Origin of the sequence: Chryseobacterium indologenes (assembly GCF_001295265.1) — a bacterium.
Taxonomy (GTDB): domain Bacteria; phylum Bacteroidota; class Bacteroidia; order Flavobacteriales; family Weeksellaceae; genus Chryseobacterium; species Chryseobacterium indologenes_A.
On sequence record NZ_LJOD01000002.1, the window covers coordinates 210,188 to 229,147 of the forward strand.

Genomic DNA, 18,960 nt, shown 5'->3' on the forward strand with positions numbered 1-18,960 from the left:
TTTATTTGAATTTTGCGTTGGAATTCTTTTTCTAAACATAAAGATTCAATTCCAATAAAAATTGCAGTTCTCTGAAGAAAAATCTAATTTTACACTTTAAAATTTTCCCTTGCAGTACGCCCAGATTGTTTTACCGCTTAATTTGAAAGGATCTTTTACCTATAAAGTTCCTGAAGAACTGATGTTGAATATTCAGGCCGGAATGCGTGTTCTCGTCCCATTCGGAGGAAAAAAAATCTATACGGGAATTGTTTTTGAACTTCATAACAACGCACCGGAAAGCTTTGTCGCTAAAGAAGTCATCAGCATCCTTGACGAAAACCCTATTTTACCTGAAGAACAAATCCGTTTCTGGGATTGGCTCTCCGAATATTATCTGTGCGGATTAGGAGAAATCTACAGGTTTGCATTCCCTTCCTCCCTTAAGCTGGAAAGTGAGACATACTTAAAATTAAAGCCCAATGTAACAGTTGATTTTGAAAATCTGGACGTTAATGAAATGTATCTTATCCAGGCTCTGGAAGTTCGCCAGCTGATCAATCTTACCGATATTGAAGCTTTTATTCCTAAAAAAGAGATCATTAAAACAATCAATTCCCTGATTGATCTTCAGTATATTGAGATTGATGAAAAGGTCGCGGAAAAATATAAAGCCAGGGAGGTCGCTTATGTTAAAATAAATGATGAGGTTTTAAAGAACCAGAACCTGACGGATATTCTGATAAAGCTTAACAGAGCTTCCAGACAGAAAGAGCTTTTCCTTGCCATTCTTGAAAAACAGACAGAGCATCCTGAAAATCCCATTAAAAAAGCAGAACTTTTTGAGGATGGCTATTTCGGAAGCTCCCATTTTAAACCCCTTGCAGATAAAGGTCTTGTTGAAGAATATTATATGCAGAAAGACAGGATTGAAAGTTATGAAGGAGAAATAGAAGAGATTGAAGAACTTTCCGAACAGCAGAAAATCGCTAAATCCGAAATTGATGAAGCGTTTGAGGAAGGCCGCAATGTCTTGCTTCACGGCGTAACATCTTCCGGAAAAACCCATATTTATCTTGAGAAAATTGAAGAATGCATCAGCGAAGGTAAAAATGTACTTTTTCTGCTTCCTGAAATTTCTCTCACCAAGCAAATTACTCAAAGGCTTGAAAAAAAGTATGGAAGACTGCTCGGATTCTACCACCAGAAACTGACGGATTTTGAACGGGTGGAAGTATGGCGCAGAGTAAGGCAGAATGATATAAAAATTCTTATTGCAACAAGGAATGCCCTGTTTCTGCCTTTTCAGAACCTGGGATTGATTATCGTAGATGAAGAGCATGATTCTGCTTACCGGCCTAGGGAAGTATCCCCGTATTTCAATGCAAAAGATGCTGCCCTTGTTTTAGGGAATTTCTATGGAGCCGGAGTTATTCTGGGATCTGCAACACCATCTGTAGAAAGTTATTATGCCGCCAGAAAAGAGAAAATGAAATATATTTTTCTGAATGAAAGATTCGGAAATGTAAACCTGCCGGAATATGAACTGATCAATTTTAAAGAAGCCCAGGAATCCAAAAAGGTCTCCGGAAACTTCTCTTTACATCTCATTGATGAGATAAAAAAAACACTGGCTGAAAAAAATCAGATCATTATACTCCATAACCGCCGCGGCTATGCTAATGTAGTGGAATGCGAGACCTGCGGCTATGTGAATTACTGCTCAAACTGTGATGTGGTAATGACGTATCATAAGGCTGCTAACGAAATGAAATGCCATTATTGCGGTCAGAAAGCCTCAAAGCCCAGAACCTGCCCGAAATGCTATTCCGAAAACCTTAACGAAAGAGGAGTAGGAGTGGAGCAGATTCATGAAGAAGTCTCCAGGCTGTTCCCTGACAATGAAGTGGATCGAATGGATGTGGATTCTATGCGTAAGAAATTCGCCTACGAAAAGCTTTATGAGAAAATAGAAGAAAGAGAAACGGATATCGTGGTTGGAACCCAGATGATTTCCAAAGGACTTGATTTCGATCATATTGAGCTGGTAGCCATTCCAAAGGCCGATTCATTATTGTATGTTCAGGATTTCAGAGCAGAAGAAAGAGCCTATCAGCTCATTACACAGGTTTCCGGAAGAGCCGGAAGGGTTTCCGGAAAAGGGAAAATCTTAATTCAGACCTATAATCCGGAGCATTCGGTCTTCCAGCTTATTAAAATGAACAATCCTGCGAAGATCTACAAATACATCCTTACCGAGCGTCAGAAGTTTCACTATCCTCCGTTCACAAAACTGATTATGATTGAGCTGAAGCACAGAAGAGAAGATAAAGCCAACCGTGCTTCATTATTTCTGGGTTCAGTTCTGAGAAAATATCTTCCCGGAGACTGTGTGCTGGGACCCGAAAAAGCCCAGATCGGTAAGCTGAATAATCTATACCAGTTCCAGATTATGCTTAAACTTCCACGCGGAAAGAACTATGAGAAGTTTAAAGCTTTGGTTTTATTAAGTTTGAAAGAATTTGATGAAATCACTGCTTATCAAAGCATTAAAAAAGGCGTTTTTGTTGATTTTTAACAATTTTTAACAAAATTTACACTCTTTTATAACGGGTAAGTGGTCTGTTATCTGACAATAATTTCTACTTTTGATCGTTGATTAAATGTTTGGCTCCCCTATTAAATGATTTAACCTTTCATTTTTTATGGTGTCAAACCATAGAACAAAAAAAGATAGATGGTAAATTTCAGAAAATATATTTCAGGTGCAGCGGTATTGGCTTCTGGGTTTTTCCTTGCTCAATCTACCGTTTCTACTGTTCTTTACTCACAGGCTTACGATAATCAGAAAAATAGTTTGAATCTGCCTTCTCCCATCACATCGGTGGCTGAGAAAGCGGTTTTGTCGGCCAAAGAACTCGTAGATATTAATGTAAACACAATGATGGCGGATCCTGTGCTTAAAAATGCAAACTGGGGATTCGTAGTGTATGATCCTAAAACGAAGAAAGTAATCTCTTCGTACAATGAAAACTCTCCTTTAGTTCCGGCCTCTACAACTAAACTTCTGACTACAGAAACAGCCATGAGTCTACTGGGTGAAAATTACCGGTGGATGACCCAGCTGGAATATTCAGGAACGATTGATGAAAACGGAACACTAAACGGAAACCTGTATGTTGTAGGCAGCGGCGATCCTTCTCTGGGAACCAATAAAGCAGGAGCCTGGTCGTACAGAGACATTGTTTCAGACTTCATGGGCGGACTTTCACGCGAAGGAATCAGAAAGGTAAATGGTGATATTATCATTCAGACAGCGCTTTTCAAAGGCAATATTACAAAGCTTCCGGAAAATGTTGTATGGCTTGAAAACAATAATTACTATCTGCCTGTAGGAACTACGCGGGAAATTAATCCAGCCAACGAAAAGCTGATCGTGAAAAAAGCAGGTTTCTCCTCAGAGAAAAAGTTTTTCTATGTTTCTCCATATGCCCATCAGATGGTATATGCCGAAAAATACGACGGAGACGGAACTTTAACCACCAAATTGCCTGATGCCCCGGCTTATCTGGCCAATACCTTCAGAACAACCATGATCAAAGGTGGAATTCCGGTTACAGGAAAGGTAACTCCTAAAATGACAGATGCAGCTCCTGAAAGCAGAAAACTGGTAGCAGCTTATAAATCCCCGACACTGGCCGATATTATTTATTACACCAACCAGCACAGTGACAATTCCCTTGCAGAAGCCTTATTGAAAACTGTAGGCTTCCAGAAAATGGGTGACCAGACCTCCGAATCAGGAAGAATGGTAGTGACCAACCATCTGAAAGAATCAGATTTTGATATGCTTGGCCTGACTTATATGGACGGAAGCGGACTTTCAAGAAGCAATAATGTAACTCCTATCTCTCAGGTGAAGTTTCTGTCTTCTTTAATGGATGAAAAATACTATAAAACATATCTGAGCTCACTGCCGGTAGGCGGACAGTCCGGAACTCTGAAAAGAATGTTTCTGGGAACAGGAAACGGACAGGTTTTTGCCAAGACAGGTACTTTGAATAAAGTGAAAACCTTAGCAGGGTATCTGAAAACCAATTCAGGAAAAACGCTGGTTTTCTCTTTAATGGTGAACAACTATTCAGGATCGGTAGATATGGTAAAGAAGAGAATGGAAAAAATTCTTGAGCCTGCTCTGGATCTTTAGAAAAAAATATTTATTCAATAATATAAAAGCCTTTTAATCAATGATTAGAAGGTTTTTTTTTATCTTTGATTAAATCTAATGATCTGAGTATGAGAAAATTTTATCTTTTAATCATAGGCATACTGGTTTCTTCTCTGTTTTATAGCCAGCAGCAGGACGCTAACATTGAAATGAAAGGACTGATTACAAAGGAAATGAATGCTTTTGCTAAGAAAATGACCTCATTCAACGTCAATCCCAATACCCTGAATTATGATCTCCAGTACCAGAGGCTGGATGTATCTTTAAATCCTGAGGAACACATGATTACAGGATCCGTTACCTCACATTTTAAGCCTAATCAGCCCATCAGCAGTATTTATTTTGATCTGACGAATGTTCTGACGGTTTCCCAGGTACAGTATCACGGTGTCAGTATTCCTTTTCAGCAGCTTCCTACCAAAGAAATAAAAATAGATCTTCCGGCTTCCGTGCCTGCCAGTACACTGGATTCACTTACGATTCATTATTCGGGACCGCCATCTACAGAATATAATGCTTTTTCAGTTGGCCTGCAAAGCAATATACCGGTTCTTTCAACATTGAATGAACCTTATGGTGCTCAGGATTGGTTTCCGACAAAACAAAGCCTTAACGATAAAATTGACCGGTTTGATTTTAAAATTACAACACCTGCACAATACAGTGTCGCCGCCAATGGAAAACTCATGTCTGAAACCTCCCTTCCCGGAGGACAGAAGCTGACTTTCTGGAGAACCATATATCCAACGGTAGCTTACCTGATCGCATTATCCATTACCAACTTTGTCAAGCTGAATGATACCATAGGAAATCCGCCTTTTCCGTTTGTGAATTATGTATATCCGTCTACCAGCGCCAATACCACAAGCATGGAAAATATAGAGTGGACGAAACAGATCATGAATACCTTTGAAACTTATTTCGGACCTTATCCTTTCCGGGAAGAGAAATACGGACACATGGAATTTAAGTACGGTGGCGGAATGGAGCATCAGACCATGACCTCCATGGGAGGCTGGACCAAACATCTTATTGCTCATGAGCTCGCTCACCAATGGTTTGGTGACAAAGTTACCTGTGGAGCCTGGAATGACATCTGGCTGAATGAAGGATTTGCCACATTCGGAACACACGTATCCAATGAAAAACTCATCATGACCCAAGCTGAATTTATGAATTATCTGATAAGCCAGATCAATATCATCACTGCTTCTCCTGATGGAAGCGTATATGTGCCGGATGCCGGCCTGCCGAGTGTAGGAAGGGTTTTCGATAGCAGATTATCCTATATCAAAGGTGCTTATATTTTAAGAATGATCAAATGGATATTAGGAGATACAGCTTTTTACCAGGCCATCAGAGAATATCATGCAAGACCGGCTCTTGCTTATAATTATGTGAGAACTTCAGACTTTAAAGCTTCACTGCTTCAGTCCACCGGAAAAGATTTTACAGAGTTTTTTAACGACTGGCTTTATGGAGAAGGCTATCCTTCCTATACAACAAAATGGAGGCAGACCGGGAATCAGCTCCTGTTTAAAGTTTCCCAGACCCAAAGTTCTCCAACAGTAAGCTTTTTTGAAATGCCTTTACCTGTAAAAGTTACAGGAACAGGCGGTGAAATTGCTTATTTTACCTTAAACAATACCTTTAATAATCAGGGGTTTGTAGAAACGGTATCTTTTCCTGTAGCGAATATTCAGTTCAATTATGAATACCAGATTCTGGAAAAAAACTCCACAGTGGTCCTGGATAATACACTGAGCATATCTTCTGTGGAAAAGGAAAATTTTGCCCTCTATCCGAATCCCTCCAAAAATGAGTTTTATATTAAAGGAATAGACAGAACTACAGAGTTTTCTATTCATTCTGCGGGCGGAAGGCTTGTAAAAAAAGGAACTTACCAGCCGGAAAAAGCGGTATCCATTTCAGATCTGGTGCCTGGAACCTATATTTTCACAATACAGGAAAAAAATATAAAATTTCTAAAACATTAAACATCTCAAAGGATATTTATTTTAACGATTTTTCAAGAAAAAAATCATCTTATTAGAAATATCTTTTATTTTTAGGCTAAAAAGTGTTTATTTTGTGTTCAGAATTAATTTCTGAATATGAAAACATTTTATTTTTTTGTTGCATGTGCATTGCTGTCACAACCGTTTTACAGTCAGGATCGTAAGGAAAATATAGAAAGGAAGGGGCTGACGGCAAAGGAAATGCAGTCTTATGCCAACAAAATGGCTGCCGGTAACATCAACCCGAATACTTTAAATTATGATCTGCAATACCAGAGAATGGATCTTACCCTCACTCCGGGATCGTCTGCTATTTCAGGTTCGGTGACCTCACATTTTAAGCCCAATCAGAATATGAGCAGCATTTATTTCGATTTTACGAATGTGCTGCCGGTTTCCCAGGTGAAATATCACGGAGTCAATATTCCTTTTCAGCAGCTGGTTACCAAAGAAATAAAGATAGACTTTCCGGCTTCTGTTCCGGCCAATACACTGGATTCACTTACGATTCACTATTCCGGATCTCCTACGGCAACGGATATTTTCTTTAATAATACGCAGGGCGGAACTCCTGTTCTTTCCACATTAAGCCAGCCTTACGGGGCACAAGACTGGTTTCCAACAAAACAAAGTCTTAACGATAAGATCGACCGGTTTGATTTTAAAATTACAACCCCATCACAATATAATGTAGCTGCCAACGGAAAGTTAATGTCTGAAACCTCAGTTGCAGGCGGACAGAAGCTGACATTCTGGAGAACCATGTATCCCACAGCTGCTTATCTGATTGCGCTTTCAGTTACCAATTTTGTTAAAATAAACAGTACGATTGGCAATCCGCCGTTTCCGTTCGTTAATTATGTGTATCCTTCTACCAATGGAAATACAACAAGCATGGCCAATATAGAATGGACCAAGCAGATGATGGATACTTTTGAAACTTATTTCGGACCTTATCCTTTCCGTAACGAAAAATACGGTCATATGCAGTTTACCTGGGGCGGAGGAATGGAACATCAGACGATGTCGTCTATGGGAGCCTGGAGCAAAGATCTTATTGCCCACGAACTTGCCCACCAGTGGTTCGGTGACAAAATTACCTGCGGGACCTGGAATGACATTTGGCTGAATGAAGGTTTTGCTACTTTTGGCGAACATCTGGCGTATGAAAAGCTCCTGATGACTAATAGCGAATTTTTGAATTACCTGCAGGGACAGAAAACTTATATTACCGGGGGTACCGGCGGAAGTACCTATGTTCCTGATACGGGATTATCAAACGTAAACAGAATTTTTGACAGCAGGTTGTCTTATTCCAAAGGAGGATATATTGTAAGAATGATCAAGTGGATTCTGGGAGATGCCGCTTTCTATCAGGCCATGAAAGATTACCTTTCAAGACCGAATTTAGCGTATGGCTATGCAACAACCTCAGATTTTAAAGCTTCATTATTGCAGTCCACCGGAAAAGATTTTACAGAATTTTTCAATGACTGGCTGTATGGTGAAGGATATCCTATTTATACTACCCGATGGAAACAGACCGGAAACCAGATCAGGTTTAAAGTTTCCCAGACACAAAGTTCACCAACGGTTAGCTTTTTTGAAATGCCTTTGCCTGTAAAAGTAACTGGAACAGCCGGACAGACTGCCTATTTTACCTTGAATAATACGGCAAATAACCAGTATTTTGTAGAAACGGTTGCTTTCCCTGTGGCGAGTGTTCAGTTTAATTATGAATACCAGATTCTTGAAAGAAACTCAACGGTGATCCAGGATAATACGCTGAGTGTGTCTTCTGTGGAAAAAGAAAGTTTTGCCCTGTACCCAAATCCGGCTAAAAACGAAATGTATTTAAAAGGAGTTGACAGAGCAACGGAATATTCTGTCCATACAGCAGACGGAAGACTGGTAAGAAAAAGTATCTATCAGCCGGGACAGGCGATCGGTATATCAGATCTGGTTCCGGGATCTTATATTTTTACGGTGAAAGAACAGCATATTAAATTCATAAAACGTTAAAAATATTTTAAAACAGGTATTTAAAATACAACGATATTGCGATTTCATTATTTTTGTTAATTAAAACTTTTAACTAAAACTTGAAATTATGAGGACTTTATTACTGTTTTGTTTATTCGGAAGTGCGCTTCTGTTTGCCCAGCAGGAGAACTGCAGCCTGAAAAAGTCTGAATTCATAGAAGCGACCGCCGTTGATAAAAATGATATTCTGTGTATCGCTAAAAATTCAGAAAAACCCAATACTGTGTTTTATACGCTGGCCAGTTGGTGCGCGCCTTGTATAGAGCACCTTCCGGATGCTCTTCAGCTTGAAAAAGATTATAATACCAATGTGTATGTTGTTCTGGTAGAAGGGGAAGATGATAAAAGAATAAGCAGAGCCGTAAATATTGTGAAGAACATGTCCGCAGACGCCAAAATACTGGTGCTGAAAAATAAAGTATTTCCTGGAGGGGTTAAAAAACGCAACAGGACTTTTGCAGAACAGATGACACCACCACAGTTTGAAATGATTCCTGATTTCTCCAAATTTATTGTAGTGAATAACCAGGGAGAAGTAAAAATCGTAACCAACTGGAAAGATTATAAAAAGTTAGATAAGAAAACCACGGAAAATGTACAGCAGATGCTGGCACATACTGTAATTCCGGTTATTAAATAATCTGATTTTAAGGATCGTAAATAACACAGCCGTTTCGTAAGATTGAAACGGCTTTTTTTATTAAATTAGCACATCTAAAAAATATACTAAAAATGATCTCTGAAAAATATCTTCAACATTTACAGAACGAACTTCAAAACATTGAAAATGACGGCCTTTATAAAAGAGAAAGAATCATTACGTCTCAACAAAGCGCTGAAATTGAAGCCAACGGGAAAAAGCTTTTGAACTTCTGTGCTAATAATTATCTGGGATTATCCAACAATCCGGAGGTAATGAAAGCTTCGCAGGATATGATAGAATCTCATGGATACGGAATGTCATCCGTACGTTTTATCTGCGGAACACAGGATATTCACAAGCAATTGGAGAAAAAAATTGCAGATTTCTTAGGTCTTGAAGATACCATCCTTTATGCAGCGGCTTTTGATGCTAATGGCGGAGTCTTTGAACCTTTATTTACTGAAGAAGATGCAATTATTTCAGATGAGCTTAACCATGCGTCTATTATTGATGGGGTACGTCTTTGTAAAGCAGCAAGATACCGTTACAAAAACAACAATATGGAAGATCTGGAAGCACAGTTAATCGCTGCTTCTGAAAAAAATCACCGTTTCAAAATTATTGTTACCGACGGGGTTTTCTCTATGGACGGAATTGTTGCAGATCTAAAAGGAGTTTGTGATTTAGCAGATAAATATGATGCTTTGGTGATGGTGGATGATTCCCACGCAACCGGTTTTATCGGAAAAACAGGCCGTGGAACCCACGAAGCCAATGAAGTAATGGGAAGAGTAGACATTATCACTTCTACCCTGGGAAAAGCCCTTGGCGGCGCTTTGGGCGGATTTACTTCCGGTAAAAAAGAAATTATTGATATGCTGAGACAGCGTTCAAGACCCTATTTATTCTCCAATTCACTGGCGCCTGGTATCGTAGGAGCAGCTTTGAAAGTTCTGGATATGATCTCTGATGATACGTCACTTCGTGATAAGGTAATGGAAAATGCAGAATATTTCAGAACCCAGATGAAAGCGAAAGGATTTGATATTCCTGATGGTGATGCAGCTATTGTTCCTGTCATGCTTTATGACGCTCCGCTTTCCCAGAAAATGGCTGAGAAATTGATGGATGAAGGAATTTACGTGATTGGATTCTTCTACCCTGTAGTACCGAAAGGAAAAGCAAGAATCAGAGTACAGCTTTCTGCTGCGCACACCAAAGAACATCTTGACAAAGCCATTGCTGCTTTTGAAAAAGTTGGAAAAGAATTAGGGGTGATTTCTTAAGATAAAAAAATCTACATTTGTAGAATAAAAACAGGATTTCTTATATTTAGAGAAATCCTGTTTTTTTATCCAGGGGATTGGACATATTAACAATAAAGAAAAATTGAAATATATCACTTTTACAATAATTGATGCTATTTCTTTTAGTAATTAACCTCAGTTCTGGATAAGAATATCTGATATATGCCGGTTTGAAGCTGGATGATGGAAGAGGGAAGTTATGAAAGTCATTAACAACAAATATTGATCTATTTTTATTGTATTTAATTTTCCGGAGGCTTTCAATACCTATAACTAAAATTAACTTCCAGCCTCCTTCTTCCATTTTCCTGCCTTTTAGATTTAAACTCCTTAACCCGAACTCACGTTAATTAAATAATTGTAGTTAAAAAAATGTTATTGCTGAATAGATGATAATGTAATATATTTGGAACACTAACTATAATAACCATTTTGTGAAAAAATATTTACTTCTTTTTGTTTTTTTTGGCTTTTTCAAAACAATTTATGCTCAATCTGATGATTACAAATCAATACTTACTGTAAGTGCTTTTGCTCCTTTTCGTGACCAACGCTATAATATAGGTTATATGCGGAAAATAAATGAAAGATGGTGGGTTGGAAGCGAAGTGGCATATGGAACCGATAAAATAACTCCTGTAAATATTGGCAATTTTGAAGGGAAAAACAAGGTTTTTGAGATAAAACCGGAAGTTTTTTACAGTTTGGCGCCCCAATCAAGATTAAAACATTTTGTATCAGCAGAAGCTTTCTATTTAAATCAAACAGGAAAAAATATTTCAGGAAAATATTACGACGAAAATGATGTTTATTATTCTTTTAGTTCAGCAGATTATAAAAGAACCAAATATGGATTAAATATTAACTATAGCATTTTGCTTCATAAAAAGTCTTCATGGTTTGGTTTTATGCCTAAAATTGGCTTTGGTATCAGACAAAAAAATATTTCTTATACTAATATGACAGGAAAGGAAGAAGAAGATGCTCCTATAGATGGCCTTCCTTTTGATTATCATTCAAATCGGCAAGGTTCCAATTTGGGTTTCAATTTTAATGTTGATATGAAATTCATTTTCAAATTCTAAAAAATATTTAATCTTTATTATTTTAAGCTAAAGATTTTAGATTAAATTCTCTTTTTTTCCGAAATAAACTATCTTTGCAAACAAATTTTTAGGATGCTGTATACTGTCATCAAAGCTTTACATATTATCTTCATGGTAAGCTACTTTGCGGGAATTTTTTATCTCGTGAGGATTTTCGTTTACTATAAAGATACCGATGAATTTCCGGAAGAAAAAAAGAAAATTCTGAGAGAGCAGTACACTTTTATGGCCAGAAGGCTGTGGAATATTATCACAGTTCCTGCCGGGGTAATCATGGCGGTATGCGGATTGGTCATGATCTTTTTAAATACCGGGTTGATGAAAATGCCGTGGTTTCATTTAAAGCTTACCTTCCTTATCGGGCTTGCCATTTATCATTACTGGTGCTGGAAAAAAGTGCTGAAACTTAAAGAACTGAACGGAAATACCATGGAAACAGCCAATATCAAACTGAGACAGGCCAATGAGATTGCAACCTTCATTCTCTTTCTTGTGGTGTTTACCGTGATCCTGAAATCTTCAGTAATTGAATACTGGTGGCAATTAATCGCAGGATTTTTCGTTCTTGTATTTCTGATCATGATGACCGTTAAACTCGTTAATAAAAATAAAAGAAAACCTTAAAGATGTATTAGGGTAAGAAGCAGGTTAAACCGGTTCAGTCCGCGGCAACCAGTCTTAACTGATATTTCATAACTCTTAACTATAAAACATGTTTGCAATTTTAAAGAAAGAACTTTGGAGTTATTTCGGAAACTGGAGCGCGTGGGTAATCATTGCAGCCTTCAGTCTGATAACAACTCTTTTTCTGTTTTTTTTCGAGAATGATTCTAATATTTTTGAAATTGGAATGGCCTCCCTTCAAAGCTATTTTGTACTCGTTCCGTGGCTGTTGATGTTTATTATTCCAGCCCTTTCCATGAAAACCTTTGCCGAAGAGCAGCAGACGGGAACCCTGAACTGGCTTTTTTCCCAGCCGCTGAAAGTTTCGGAACTGGTAACAGGAAAGTTTCTTTCCGTATGGATTGTAGGTATCTTATGCCTTATTCCATCATTAATCTATCTTTATACGGTTTACGTTTTGGGTGTTCCTGCCGGAAATATTGATCTGGGAATGACCTTCGGGAGCTATATCGGACTGATTATTTTAATAGCAGCTTTCTCAGGAGTGGGAATTTTAGCCTCTTCATTATCACAGAACCAGATCATGGCCTATCTGCTGGGTGTTTTCATGTGCTTCATCATGTATTTCGGAATAGAGCAGCTGGCGAGTTATAAGCTTTTGGGAGGAGCGGATTTTATTCTTCAGAACCTGGGCTTCTATCAGCATTTCTTAGGATTTACCAGAGGACTTATCGATCTTAAAGATGTGGCTTATTTCATTCTGATAATCGGCGCAGCTTTAGTATTGTCTAATCATTTTATCAATAAAAAGAAGTAGAATTATGAAGAAGATACACGCTAAATCTCCACTGGGAATTTTCCTGTTTGCTATTGTACCTTTGGTTATTCTGCTGGCTTATTCAGGCATCAGGCTGGATCTTACCAAAGAAAAAAGATATACGCTTTCAGATAACACTATAAAAGTGCTGGAGTCGGTTAAAAAGCCTATAACGGTTGATGTTTATCTTGAAGGAGACTTTCCGGCAAGCTTCAAGCAGCTCCAAAGTGAAACCCGTTTCATGCTGGAAGAGTTCAGAAAGATCAATCCGAAGATCGATTTTAAATTTATTGATCCTATTAAAACCAAAATGTCACAGGATACCCTGATGGCAATGGGAATGCAGCCTTCTGTACTTCCTGATGTGAAAGACGGGAAAATCTCACAGATTACCCTTTTTCCATATGCGGTAATCAAATATGACAAGAGAGGAGTTTCTATCCCTTTGGTCGTACAGCAGGCCGGAATAGATGCTAATGAGCAGCTTACAAGGTCTATTGAAGGACTGGAATACAGCTTGATTTCTAACATCAAAAACATTGCAGCCGATAAAAGAAAAAAAGTTGGAGTTTTGGTTAATCATGATGAGCTAAGTCCTGAAGAATTTCACGGCTTTATGCAGCTGGCACTGGAAAATTACGATGCAGGTCCTGTTATCCCAAAAAACCAGACTGAACTTACGCAGGCTGATGTTCCATTGCTGAAACAGATGAGTGCACTGGTCATTGCAAAGCCAAGAAAAGCATTTACGGATAATGAAAAAGTAATTCTTGACCAGTATATCATGAATGGCGGAAAGACTTTGTGGATGATTGATGCTGTGAATGCAGAGATGGATACCCTTACAAGATCTAAAAAAGTAATGCCTTTCCCGGTTGACATCAATATGACAGATTTTTTCTTCAACTATGGACTGAGAATCAATCCGGCACTGGTAAAAGATGTGAAAAAATTTGCCCTGTTGAGGTTAGTGACCGGCGAAGTAGGAGGGAACCCGCAGTATACAAGCCTTCCATGGCCGTATTTCCCTCTGGGAATTGCTGAGAACGATAATCCGGTGACTAAAAATATCAATCCGGTGAAATTTGAATTCCCGACTTCTATTGATACATTGGGAAGAAAAAATATCAAAACAAAAGTTCTTTTTGAATCCAGCGAAAGAACCCTTCTGAAGCAGGTTCCGAATTATGTAGATCTTAAAGAGATTGCCAGCGTAGACAGTCTTGGGCAGATGGAAAAGCCAAGCACACCAAAGATCTTCGCCGTGGCACTGGAAGGAAAGTTTGAATCTGCTTATGCTTCAAGAATTGAAAGAAAATCTTACCCGGGCTTTAAAAACCAGAGCCCTGAAAATAAAATGATCGTGATTGCTGATGGTGATGTGGGAAGAAATAAAGTCCTTAAAGGAGAACCGCTTCCTCTGGGCGTTGATCTTCTGACCAACCAGGAGTTCGGAAACGAGCAGTTTCTGAGAAATGCGCTGGATTACCTTCTGGATGACAGTAACCTGATGGAGCTGAGAAACAGAAATATTGAAGAAAGATTGCTGGACAGAAACAGGATCACCGAAGAAAAAACAAACTGGCAGTGGCTGAATTTACTGCTTCCGCTGGCGGTGATAGGCCTTCTGGGAGGATTATTCTTCTGGATGAGGAAGAGAAAATTCGGATAGAAAATATAAAAAGGAGAAACTGAGATTGAGTTTCTCCTTTTTTGTTTCGAATTATTTTTTCTGTTATCTCATCGCATCGCAAGCCAGATAAAAAACAGCTTTATTCAGGGCATCACTTTCTTTATCTTTCCAAAGAACTGACCATTTATGTCAATGAAAAAAGAGAAGCATGTGCTTCTCTCATTTAATCTTCCAAAACCTGAATTATATGTTCCCATTGAAGCTGCCGGGCATAATCAAGTGCCGTTTTTCCGTTTTTTGATTTTATATTTTTATCAGCTCCCGCTTCAAGGGCACCTTGCACGGAAACAAGGTTTCCTGCGATAGTTTCCCGGTGGAGAAGGTTCAGTCCGTTATCATCCATTTGGGTCAGTTCATCAGGATATTCCTGAATAAACTGCATGAATTTCTCTTTCATATTTTTACTCATCGGATGTTCAATCAGGTTTTCCGGTTTTTCTTTTTCATTATGCACTACCTCAATATCATTGAAATCCCCGAAATCCAACTGCCAGGCATCATCATGTTCTTTTCTTTCCGCTTCAGACATGTCAGAACGCATTTTGTGAATGGTAAACCCTCCGTAAGTTTTAGGAAGTAAAGGAGAAGAAGATGAAAACAGCTTTGACAGCCCTTTCGGTTTTTTTTCAGCTGGGGTAATTGCAAACAGCCAGTCACTGATTTCATTCAGAGGAATTGAAAAGTGGTCTCCTGCCTGGATATTGGCGAGATTATTGGGATTATTGATCAGATATCCACTCACCGTATCCCCGTCAAAGTCAATATCATTGATCCACATATGCTCTACAACCGTTTCTCCGGTTTCAGGATTTTTTTCACTGAAAGGAGCTTTTACGCAGGAAAGATTCAGACCGGGGATAATTCTCCGGTATTCCCAGGACTGCTCACGCCAGAAATATTTAAAGGTTTGCCGGGCTTTTTGATAGGCTTCAATCATTTTTGGATCGCTGCTATCGGTAAAGATAAATGAGTTTTCTTCCATAGTGATTATTGGATTCATGATAGTAGTCCGTTCATAGATCTCCATTTTCAGGAAATAAAAAAACGGTTTTATAATTCCTTAAAAATACAAAACGATATTTAAAGATGGCTCTTTAATAAGACGTTATTTTCAGTTGCTCCTGATCTGCGTTTTTAGGAAGAAGCACAGCTGTTTTATAATAACTTATATCTGTTGAAAACCGGCTTTGAAGTTCTTTGAAGGTATTGTAATCATAATGTCCCCAATTCAGTTCATTTTCAGGATCGGGGGTCTTATCTATGGCAAGCTCCAGCTTTCCGTCCTCCTGATAGCTGAATTCTATGGCTGCATATTTCTCTCCGCTTTTGTCGGTTGTATACCAGCATTTCGTTGTTTTTTCCATGATAGGCTTCAGAGTATTGTTATCAATAATCTGAGAACAGATGAAATTTTCAGGATCGTCATGGTAAAAGATTGTTTTAGAGATTAAGGGGTTTTCATCTGAGGATAATGAATATACTTTATTGGTTGCAATAACAAAATCCCCTGCAGATTCTCTTTTTTCAATATCAAAAAGTTCAGACTTCTCTTTCAGATATTTGAATACCAGTTCCTCATCTTCCGTATCGTTCATGAAGTAGCTGATGTTGTATATCTCGTCTTCGGTAAGAAATTCAATTTCTTTTACCCTTTCGGAACCTTTCTCATAATAATACAGATGGTAGTCGTCCAGTTTTTCGGCTTCAGCCTTTGAAATGATCTCACCAAAAATATTTTTGTATACTTTTTTCATGGATTAATTGTGTAAGTTATATTATCAATAGTGTGTTTATTCTGGAAACAGAGGCAAATCAGATCTCTGCTTGTCTTTCCGGTTTTATTATTTTTCCGCCTTCTTTCTTTAGATAGAATTTTCTTTCATAAGTTAAACAGTCACAGCTTATAAAGATAAGGAGGTGTTGACTAATTAAATATTGAACTACATCAATAATTGTATCTTTCAGCACAAAGTTTGCAGGTTATATAAAAGATATCAGATATATTCCTTTTACAGAAGGGTAGTGTTTTACAATATAAATTTTAAGAAGAATTATTGCCCGGCGGTATTTGCTTTTTTCATGATATGGGCAGGATTCCGGGGTGAAAAAGAGTTTTGCATTTAGTTATCATAGTTAGTTTTTTGAAGACTCAAATATATTTAAAATCAGAGAATTAAAGGGCTAAATTTGTGATTTTTTTATAATGGAATAATAGATTTTGTGATACAGATAGGTGCGGCTATTCGTATATGTTTGTAAAAATGGTGTTGGGTGGTGGCTGTGAAGTTCTGTTATACGTCTTTGATAAAGTCCTCGTATTCATAATAAAACCTTTCAAATCCATCCATTTTTTCAACAAAAAATTCAAATATTTCCTGCCATGAATTTTTATTAAAAATAGAAACACCGTGTTTTTCAGTCCAGATTTTACTGATAGTTTTTCCGTTGTCGAGCATAAAATGTTCTTCTTTCTGAAAATCTCCTATGAAATCTTTCAGAATATCTTCCAGGGACCAGATCTTTTCATAATAGGCATTCTGGTAGATTTCATCCCTCATCTCTATGTCCAGAGAAACCTCTGCTTTTTTGTTATCTGCATAAAATTTGAATGACATATCCTTGATCTTTGTATCATATAAGATCCACTTTCTCGGAAAAGATTTTCCAAAAGCCGTCCAAAACTCCTTTTTTAACTGCTGTGCTTCCTGCTTACTGAACATAAGGACAAACTTAAGAATTTAATAGGGAAAAGGCAAACAGGAAAGAAGAAGTGAATAAATTTGCCTACTGCCTACTGCCTACTGCCTACGATGTCATGGAGCATTTTTTCTTTCAGTTCTACCATCTTCAAAAACCTTCTTCATTTTCACTTTTTCGTATCTTTTTACAGATTTCAAACAATTTTCTTATTTTTGCTGTAATGCTTTCAAAAAAATCTCAATATGCCTTTAAAGCGCTGTCGTACCTGGTAGAAAAAAGGAATGACGGCCCGGTTCTTATTTCCGAAATTGCCGAACATAAAAAAATCCCGTTAAAGTTCTTAGAAAACATTTTGCTGGAATTAAAAAAAGCAGACATCCTTGACAGTAAAAAAGGAAAAGGAGGCGGTTACTTTTTAAAAGAAAATCCTGAAAATGTTAAACTTGCCAGGATTATTCGCCTGGTAAACGGACCTATTGCCATGCTGCCCTGTGTAAGTCTGAATTTCTATGAAAAATGTGAAGACTGCAACGAAGATCACTGCGGACTGCATGATGTGCTGATAGAAGTCCGCGACGCATCGCTGAATATCCTTGAAAGAAAAACTTTAATGGATCTGGTCGACTGACCCGGTCCTTTTTTTTGAATAATTAGTCTACTTTTTTTGTAGAGTAATATTTTTATCTGATATTTGCATCACTTCAAATAATCGGATTATGATTTCAAAAGTAGGTAAAGATATCCTGAAAAGCACCTTATTGCTTGCCTTTTATGGTTTGGATGATCATAAGAATATAGAAAATGATGCAGACACCCATGAAACAGAAACCCCATTATTATGATTATTACCAATAAAATCCGGATAAGGCTGAATGTTTTTTTTATTGCAGCAGTAATAATAGGTAGTATAGTTTCATCGCTGTATGGGATGGGGTACCTGGATGAACTTCAGGCTGTTTTGGCGAAAGATAACTATATTTTTTACTGGATGCTTCTGGTTGGGGTTCTGGCTGAAATAGTAGCCGGATCTATGGGGATGGGCTATGGAGTAATCTGCACCACAACACTTTTATTCCTGAATATTCCGCCGCATATTGTAAGTGCAAGTATCCATTCTGCGGAAAGTTTTACAACAGCTGCGGGAAGTTTGAGCCATATCAAACTGAAAAATGTAAGCAAAAGTCTGGTGAAAAAGCTGGCGGTTCCTGCTGTGATCGGAGCTGTGATCGGAGCAGTTTGTCTTACTTATCTCGGAGAGTATTATGCCAGGATCACCAAAACGATTATTGCTTTTTACACCCTATATCTGGGAATTCGGATTCTTTTGAACGCTTTTAAGAAAAAGCAGGATAAAGCGATGAAGAAAAAGACTAACCTTACCCGGCTGGGTGTGATCGGAGGCTTTATAGATTCCTTTGCAGGCGGAGGCTGGGGACCTCTGGTGACCGGAACACTGATCAAAAATGCATTTACCCCCAGATTTGCAGTCGGTAGCTCCACAGTAGCCAAATTTATTCTTACCATCACGGCAGCCGTTACCTTTTTCTTTACCCTGGGAATCCAGCACTGGAACATTATTTTAGGGCTTCTGATTGGAGGAATTCTTACTGCTCCCTTTTCAGCAATGCTTACCGCAAAGCTTCCTGTGAAGAAAATGTTTCTTGTTATCGGGATGCTGGTCATCGTAATGAGCTGTATAACGATTTATAAATCAGTATTCAGTTGAAATAAATATTCTTTTGAGAAAAATAAAAGCCCTTAAAATAGTTTTCGGTTTTGAAAATATTTTACTTTTACACCAC

The 18,960-nt window shown here is 38.1% G+C and carries 17 protein-coding genes; 13 read left to right on the plus strand and 4 right to left on the minus strand.

What is annotated here, in order from left to right:
* The first annotated feature begins 109 nt into the window (after positions 1 to 109).
* From priA to kbl, 6 genes are all read left to right on the plus strand, one after another.
* Entirely contained in the window at positions 110 to 2,557 is a 2,448-nt protein-coding gene (priA, locus tag AOB46_RS05000) for a primosomal protein N' (protein ID WP_062696978.1), read from the plus strand.
* 159 nt (positions 2,558 to 2,716) lie between these two features.
* Entirely contained in the window at positions 2,717 to 4,186 is a 1,470-nt protein-coding gene (gene dacB / locus AOB46_RS05005) for a D-alanyl-D-alanine carboxypeptidase/D-alanyl-D-alanine-endopeptidase (protein WP_062696979.1), read from the plus strand.
* Positions 4,187 to 4,275: 89 nt separating this feature from the next.
* Positions 4,276 to 6,204, plus strand: coding sequence for a M1 family metallopeptidase (locus AOB46_RS05010; protein ID WP_062696980.1), 1,929 nt, complete (start codon positions 4,276 to 4,278; stop codon positions 6,202 to 6,204).
* A 117-nt stretch (positions 6,205 to 6,321) separates the two neighbouring features.
* Positions 6,322 to 8,247 carry a M1 family aminopeptidase gene (locus AOB46_RS05015; RefSeq protein WP_062696981.1) on the plus strand — a complete coding sequence of 642 codons (1,926 nt, stop codon included), beginning with the start codon at positions 6,322 to 6,324 and terminating at the stop codon, positions 8,245 to 8,247.
* A gap of 88 nt (positions 8,248 to 8,335) precedes the next feature.
* Complete coding sequence (locus AOB46_RS05020; RefSeq protein ID WP_062696982.1) at positions 8,336 to 8,908, plus strand: hypothetical protein; 573 nt, start codon at positions 8,336 to 8,338, stop codon at positions 8,906 to 8,908.
* Positions 8,909 to 9,000: 92 nt separating this feature from the next.
* Positions 9,001 to 10,197: a glycine C-acetyltransferase gene (gene kbl, locus AOB46_RS05025; protein ID WP_062696983.1), complete on the plus strand. Its 1,197-nt coding sequence runs from the start codon at positions 9,001 to 9,003 to the stop codon at positions 10,195 to 10,197.
* A gap of 46 nt (positions 10,198 to 10,243) precedes the next feature.
* Here kbl and AOB46_RS05030 read toward each other — a convergent pair whose 3' ends face one another.
* On the minus strand, positions 10,244 to 10,522 hold the full coding sequence (locus AOB46_RS05030) for a hypothetical protein (protein WP_062696984.1): 279 nt from the start codon (positions 10,520 to 10,522) through the stop codon (positions 10,244 to 10,246).
* A 130-nt stretch (positions 10,523 to 10,652) separates the two neighbouring features.
* On the opposite strand from AOB46_RS05030, the gene AOB46_RS05035 reads away from it, so the two are divergent.
* The 4 genes from AOB46_RS05035 to gldG all read left to right on the plus strand — a co-directional run bounded on the left by AOB46_RS05035 (position 10,653) and on the right by gldG (position 14,437).
* Positions 10,653 to 11,303, plus strand: a complete 651-nt coding sequence (locus AOB46_RS05035; RefSeq protein ID WP_062696985.1) for a hypothetical protein — start codon at positions 10,653 to 10,655, stop codon at positions 11,301 to 11,303.
* A 93-nt stretch (positions 11,304 to 11,396) separates the two neighbouring features.
* Positions 11,397 to 11,948 carry a CopD family protein gene (locus tag AOB46_RS05040; RefSeq protein WP_062696986.1) on the plus strand — a complete coding sequence of 184 codons (552 nt, stop codon included), beginning with the start codon at positions 11,397 to 11,399 and terminating at the stop codon, positions 11,946 to 11,948.
* An 88-nt stretch (positions 11,949 to 12,036) separates the two neighbouring features.
* The gene (locus AOB46_RS05045; protein ID WP_062696987.1) at positions 12,037 to 12,765 is read left to right on the plus strand and encodes an ABC transporter permease subunit; all 729 of its coding nucleotides are present in this window, start codon (positions 12,037 to 12,039) and stop codon (positions 12,763 to 12,765) included.
* A gap of 4 nt (positions 12,766 to 12,769) precedes the next feature.
* On the plus strand, positions 12,770 to 14,437 hold the full coding sequence (gldG, locus tag AOB46_RS05050; protein ID WP_062696988.1) for a gliding motility-associated ABC transporter substrate-binding protein GldG: 1,668 nt from the start codon (positions 12,770 to 12,772) through the stop codon (positions 14,435 to 14,437).
* Positions 14,438 to 14,621: 184 nt separating this feature from the next.
* Here the strand turns inward: gldG and AOB46_RS05055 are convergent, their stop codons facing one another.
* The 3 genes from AOB46_RS05055 to AOB46_RS05065 form a co-directional block, all read right to left on the minus strand.
* Entirely contained in the window at positions 14,622 to 15,458 is an 837-nt protein-coding gene (locus AOB46_RS05055; RefSeq protein WP_241489164.1) for a DUF2314 domain-containing protein, read from the minus strand.
* Positions 15,459 to 15,552: 94 nt separating this feature from the next.
* Positions 15,553 to 16,212 carry a hypothetical protein gene (locus AOB46_RS05060; RefSeq protein WP_062696989.1) on the minus strand — a complete coding sequence of 220 codons (660 nt, stop codon included), beginning with the start codon at positions 16,210 to 16,212 and terminating at the stop codon, positions 15,553 to 15,555.
* A 537-nt stretch (positions 16,213 to 16,749) separates the two neighbouring features.
* Positions 16,750 to 17,178 carry a DUF4268 domain-containing protein gene (locus tag AOB46_RS05065; RefSeq protein ID WP_062696990.1) on the minus strand — a complete coding sequence of 143 codons (429 nt, stop codon included), beginning with the start codon at positions 17,176 to 17,178 and terminating at the stop codon, positions 16,750 to 16,752.
* Between the two features lie 200 nt (positions 17,179 to 17,378).
* On the opposite strand from AOB46_RS05065, the gene AOB46_RS05070 reads away from it, so the two are divergent.
* The 3 genes from AOB46_RS05070 to AOB46_RS05075 all read left to right on the plus strand — a co-directional run bounded on the left by AOB46_RS05070 (position 17,379) and on the right by AOB46_RS05075 (position 18,884).
* Positions 17,379 to 17,786 (plus strand): RrF2 family transcriptional regulator, encoded by a 408-nt coding sequence (locus AOB46_RS05070; protein ID WP_062697319.1) that lies wholly within the window; start codon positions 17,379 to 17,381, stop codon positions 17,784 to 17,786.
* Between the two features lie 88 nt (positions 17,787 to 17,874).
* Positions 17,875 to 18,000, plus strand: a complete 126-nt coding sequence (locus AOB46_RS23960; protein WP_262486710.1) for a hypothetical protein — start codon at positions 17,875 to 17,877, stop codon at positions 17,998 to 18,000.
* Positions 17,997 to 18,884, plus strand: a complete 888-nt coding sequence (locus AOB46_RS05075; protein ID WP_062696991.1) for a sulfite exporter TauE/SafE family protein — start codon at positions 17,997 to 17,999, stop codon at positions 18,882 to 18,884. Before AOB46_RS23960 ends, AOB46_RS05075 begins: the two co-directional genes overlap by 4 nt.
* Positions 18,885 to 18,960 lie beyond the last annotated feature (76 nt).